General features: G+C 72.4%; 3 protein-coding genes and 2 pseudogenes. 4 read left to right on the top strand and 1 reads right to left on the bottom strand.

The window, feature by feature from the left end; translation table 11 throughout:
• Positions 1-90: 90 nt before the first annotated feature.
• The 3 genes and pseudogenes from AB0903_RS34195 to AB0903_RS34185 form a co-directional block, all read left to right on the top strand.
• Positions 91-225, top strand: a pseudogene (locus AB0903_RS34195) (DUF4244 domain-containing protein); the annotation flags it as partial.
• Positions 212-934, top strand: a complete 723-nt coding sequence (locus AB0903_RS34190) for a TadE family type IV pilus minor pilin (RefSeq protein WP_366708705.1) — start codon at positions 212-214, stop codon at positions 932-934. The pseudogene AB0903_RS34195 and the gene AB0903_RS34190, both read left to right, overlap by 14 nt.
• Positions 935-1061: 127 nt before the next feature.
• Positions 1062-1283, top strand: a pseudogene (locus AB0903_RS34185) (Rv3654c family TadE-like protein); the annotation flags it as partial.
• 40 nt (positions 1284-1323) lie between these two features.
• On the opposite strand, the gene AB0903_RS34180 reads toward AB0903_RS34185, so the two are convergent.
• A complete protein-coding gene (locus AB0903_RS34180) occupies positions 1324-4005 on the bottom strand; it encodes a DEAD/DEAH box helicase (RefSeq protein WP_366708703.1) in 2682 nt (893 codons plus the stop codon).
• A gap of 78 nt (positions 4006-4083) precedes the next feature.
• Here AB0903_RS34180 and AB0903_RS34175 point away from each other — a divergent pair.
• On the top strand, positions 4084-4369 hold a 286-nt coding region (locus AB0903_RS34175; protein ID WP_366708701.1), incomplete at its 3' end, for an STAS domain-containing protein.

Raw genomic sequence — 4369 nt, 5'->3', positions numbered from 1 at the left:
ACCGTACGTTTGAGACTCAGGGGAGTGCAAGAGACTTTGACGTTCCCTTGCTCTCGGGCTGCCTCAAAGAGACACATAAACTAAGCAAGGACTACTTCCGAATACGCGATGGGAACGATCGCCGCGTGCGCCTTTGCCGCGGTCCTCTACAAGATCGTCACCAGTGGGACCGTATCCGGAGCCCTCGAAGCAGTGATCGGGAAGGCGCTCGATGCCCAGTTCTGAGGCACCGTGTGCCGCCGATTCCCCGGAACGGGGCTCGGTCACGGCGGAAGCGGCTGTGGCTGTGCCGGCCCTGGTCGTCTTCACCATGGCCCTGGTCTGGGCGCTGACGGCCGCTGCGGCGCAGATCCAGTGCGTGGATGCCGCTCGGGCCGGGGCTCGGGCCGCGGCACGGTCCGAGCCGCGGGCGGCCGCCCTCGCCGCGGCCCGTTCGGCGGCACCGAGCGGCTCCGTGGTCACGCTGACACGCAGCGGCGACCTGTGGCGCGTGCGAGTCGAGTCGGATGCTCCTGGTCCGGGCGCGCTGGCTCTGACGCTGAGCGCCGAGGCGGTGGCGCCGGCCGAGGACGCCGTGGGGCAGGGAGCCGGGGCCGCCGCGTCCGGGATGGTCGTCCGCCGGGACGCCGGGCGGGAAAGCGACGACCGCTCGGTCAGGCGGGCCCGGACGGAGTTCGTACGGGTCACTACGGGGGACGAGCCCGCAGCTTCGGGCAGGGCCTCGGCCGTGGTCTCGGAACCGCTCGTCGCTCCTGCCTCAGGACGAAGCCCGGCCCTGGGCACCGGACGGGAGGGCAGACCGGCCCTTGGCCGAGGGAAAGGCGACGGGCCCCGGAGCGGCTTGGGACCGGGTCGCGTCGTCCAGGTGGCGACAGGACCGGAGTGCCCCGGGCACCGCACCGAGCCGGCGGGCCCCGTCGCGGTGGCGCAGTGAACGGCGGGGCAGTCCGAAAAGGGTTGGAGCCAACGGGGGCGGTTTCGTGCACAGGCGTGGCTCGGTGAACGGGCATGGCGCCGTGGACCAGGTCCGTGACCGTGGCTCGGCGACGGTGTGGGCGGCGATGGCGACCACCGTGCTGTGCGCCGTCTTCGCGATCGTGCTGGCGATGGGCCAGGCCGTGGTGGCCCGTCACCGGGCCGGAGCCGCCGCAGACCTGGCGGCGCTGGCTGCGGCCGACCACGCCCTGAACGGAGGGGCCGACGCGTGTGCGAGAGCGGACCGGGTGGCCAGGGCCCAGGGTGCCGAGGTGGTGCGGTGCACCGTGACCGGCGAGGTCGCGGACGTGACGGCACTGGCACGGTTCGGGCCCTACGCCCCGGCGGTCAGGGCGCGGGCGGGGCCCCAGGCGGTTCCGGACCTGGCTCACCCGGACCTGGCGCTCCCGGGGCCGGGGCTTCGGGAGCCGCAGGCGTTGCGGGGCCGGCCGCTTCCTGACCCGGCGCTCCGGAACCGGGCGTACCCGGAGCCGCAGCGGGCCCCGGACCGGGCACTTCCTGACCCGGTACCGGACCGCGGGCTTCAGGTGCCGCAGGCGCTCCCGGGCACGGCGCTTCGGCCGCCGGGGCCGCCCGCAGGAGTTCCGTGAGCAGCCGGACCGCGCCTCGCTTGTGCAGCGGATCGTTGCCGTTGCCGCATTTGGGCGACTGGATGCAGGAAGGGCATCCCGCCTCACACTCGCACAAGGCGATCGCTTCCCGCGTGGCGGTGAGCCACTCGCGGGCCGTGTGGAAGGCCCGCTCGGCGAAACCGGCGCCGCCCGGGTGCCCGTCGTACACGAAGACGGTCGGCAGCAGCGTGTCGGGATGGAGAGGCACGGAGACGCCCCCGATGTCCCAGCGGTCGCACGTGGCGAACAGAGGCAGCATCCCGATGGAGGCGTGCTCGGCCGCGTGCAGAGCACCGCCCAGCTGCTCGGGGGTGATGCGGGCGGTGTCCAGTTGGTCCTCGGTGACCGTCCACCACACGGCCCGGGTCCGCAGCGTCCGGGGCGGGAGGTCGAGCTTGGACTCACCGAGGACTTCCCCGGTGATGAGTCGGCGTCGCAGGAAGGAGACGACCTGGTTGGTGACTTCGACGGAGCCGTAGCAGAGGCGCCCGGCGCCCCACGGGATCTCGGTGTCCGTCTCGAGCACGGAGATGGCGGTGGTGTCGCGGGCGGTGGTCGAGTAGGGCGGGTTCGCCTCCGAGACCAGGGCGACGGAGTCGTCCAGGTCGAGTCGGTCGACCAGATACGTACGGCCCTGGTGGAGGTGGACCGCGCCGTCGTGGACGGCCGTGTGGGCGGCCCCTTCGTCGACCGTGCCGAGCAGCCGGCCGGTGGCGGCCTCGACGATCTGCACGGGACTGCCGCCCTCCCCCCGGATGTCGGTGAGGTCGGCGGCCCGCTCGCGGCGGGTCCAGTGCCAGCCGGACGCACGTCGCCGCAACAGCCTCGCCGCCTCCAGCTGCGGCATCAGATCGGCCGTGGCGGGTCCGAAGAGGTCGAGGTCGGCGTCGGTGAGCGGAAGTTCCGCGGCGGCCGCGCACAGATGCGGCGCGAGCACATACGGATTGTCGGGATCGAGGACCGTGGACTCCACCGGACGGTCGAACAGGGCCTCGGGATGGTGGACGAGGAAGGTGTCCAGCGGGTCGTCGCGGGCCACCAGCACGGCGAGGGCGCCCTGGCCCGAGCGTCCGGCCCGGCCCGCCTGCTGCCACAGGGAAGCCCGGGTTCCGGGGTATCCGGCGATGACGACGGCGTCCAGGCCGGCGATGTCGACGCCGAGTTCCAGCGCGGTGGTGGCCGCGAGGCCCAGGAGCTCGCCGGAATGGAGGGCGCGCTCGAGCGCGCGGCGCTCCTCGGGGAGATAGCCGCCCCGGTAGGCCGCGACACGCCCGGGCAGAGATCGGTCCACCTCGGCGAGGCGCTCCTTGGCGATCACGGAGATCAGTTCGGCGCCGCGGCGGGAGCGTACAAAGGCCACGCTGCGTACGCCCTGAACGGTCAGGTCGGTCAGGAGGTCGGCTGTCTCCGCGGTGGCCGTGCGCCGCACCGGTGCGCCCTTCTCGCCGTGGAGCTCGGTCAGGGGCGGCTCCCACAGGGCGAAGACCAGCTCACCACGGGGTGAGGCGTCGTCGGAGACCTCGCGCACGGGCAGACCCGTGAGCCGGCCTGCGGCCACGGCCGGCTGCGCCGAGGTGGCAGAGGCGAGCAGGAAGACCGGGTCTGCGCCGTAGCGGGCGCACAGGCGGCGCAGTCGCCGCAGCACCTGCGCGACGTGGGAGCCGAAGACGCCGCGGTAGGTGTGGCACTCGTCGACCACGACATAGCGCAGCGCGCGGAGGAAGGAGGACCAGCGGGGGTGGGCGGGGAGTATGCCCCGGTGCAGCATGTCCGGGTTGGTGAGGACGTAGTTGGCGTACTGGCGGACCCATTCGCGTTCCTCGACCGGCGTGTCGCCGTCGTAGACGGCGGGCCGGATCCGGTTGCCGAGCGGTGCGGCGAGTTCCTTCACCGCGCGCCGCTGGTCGGCGGCGAGGGCCTTGGTGGGCGCCAGGTACAGGGCGGTGGTGCCGCGGCCGTTGGGGGCGTCCGCGCCGTCCAGCAGGGCGCTGAGTACGGGGGCGAGGTAGGCCAGCGACTTGCCGGACGCGGTGCCGGTCGCGATGACCACGGACTCGCCGTCCAGCGCGTGCTCGGCGGCGGTCGCCTGGTGCGCCCAGGGACGCTCGATTCCGGCGCGCCGGACGGCGCTGATCACTTCTGCCCGGATGCGGTCCGGCCAGACGGCATGCCTGCCCGGTCGAGGGGGCAGGTGCTCCGTATGAGTGATGCGCGCAGCCCGGCTCGCACCTGCGGTGAGCCGGTCGAGGACCGTGCTGGGGGAGGGGCGGTTCGCCCCGCTCCCGGGCGGTCGACTGGGACGGTGATTCTTGGCCATCGGCACCGAGCGTGTCACTGGCGTGACGGACAATGGTCCCAAGGCGTCGTGCATGGCTGCTGGTAAGTGATTGAATGCCATCGCGGCTGGCGACTGTCTTCCGGCTCCGTCGGGGAGACTTGAAGGGCGGCCGCTCGATAGCAAGGTGCTGGAGGATCCGTGGACCTGTCCCTGTCGACTCGCAATGTGTCCGGACCTGGTGGCGACCGTACGGTCGTCGAGGTCGGTGGCGAGATTGATGTGTATACCGCGCCCAAGCTGCGCGAGCAGTTGGTCGAGTTGGTGAACGACGGCAGCTACCACCTGGTTGTCGACATGGAGGGCGTGGACTTCCTCGACTCCACCGGCCTCGGCGTGCTCGTGGGCGGGCTCAAGCGTGTGCGTGCGCACGAGGGCTCCCTGCGCCTGGTCTGCAACCAGGAGCGCATTCTCAAGATCTTCCGGA

Origin of the sequence: Streptomyces sp. NPDC048389 (genome assembly GCF_040706335.1) — a bacterium.
Classification (GTDB): Bacteria; Actinomycetota; Actinomycetes; order Streptomycetales; family Streptomycetaceae; genus Streptomyces.
Note: the sequence above shows the minus strand (reverse complement) of the source record. Positions and strands in the feature narration are given on the sequence as shown.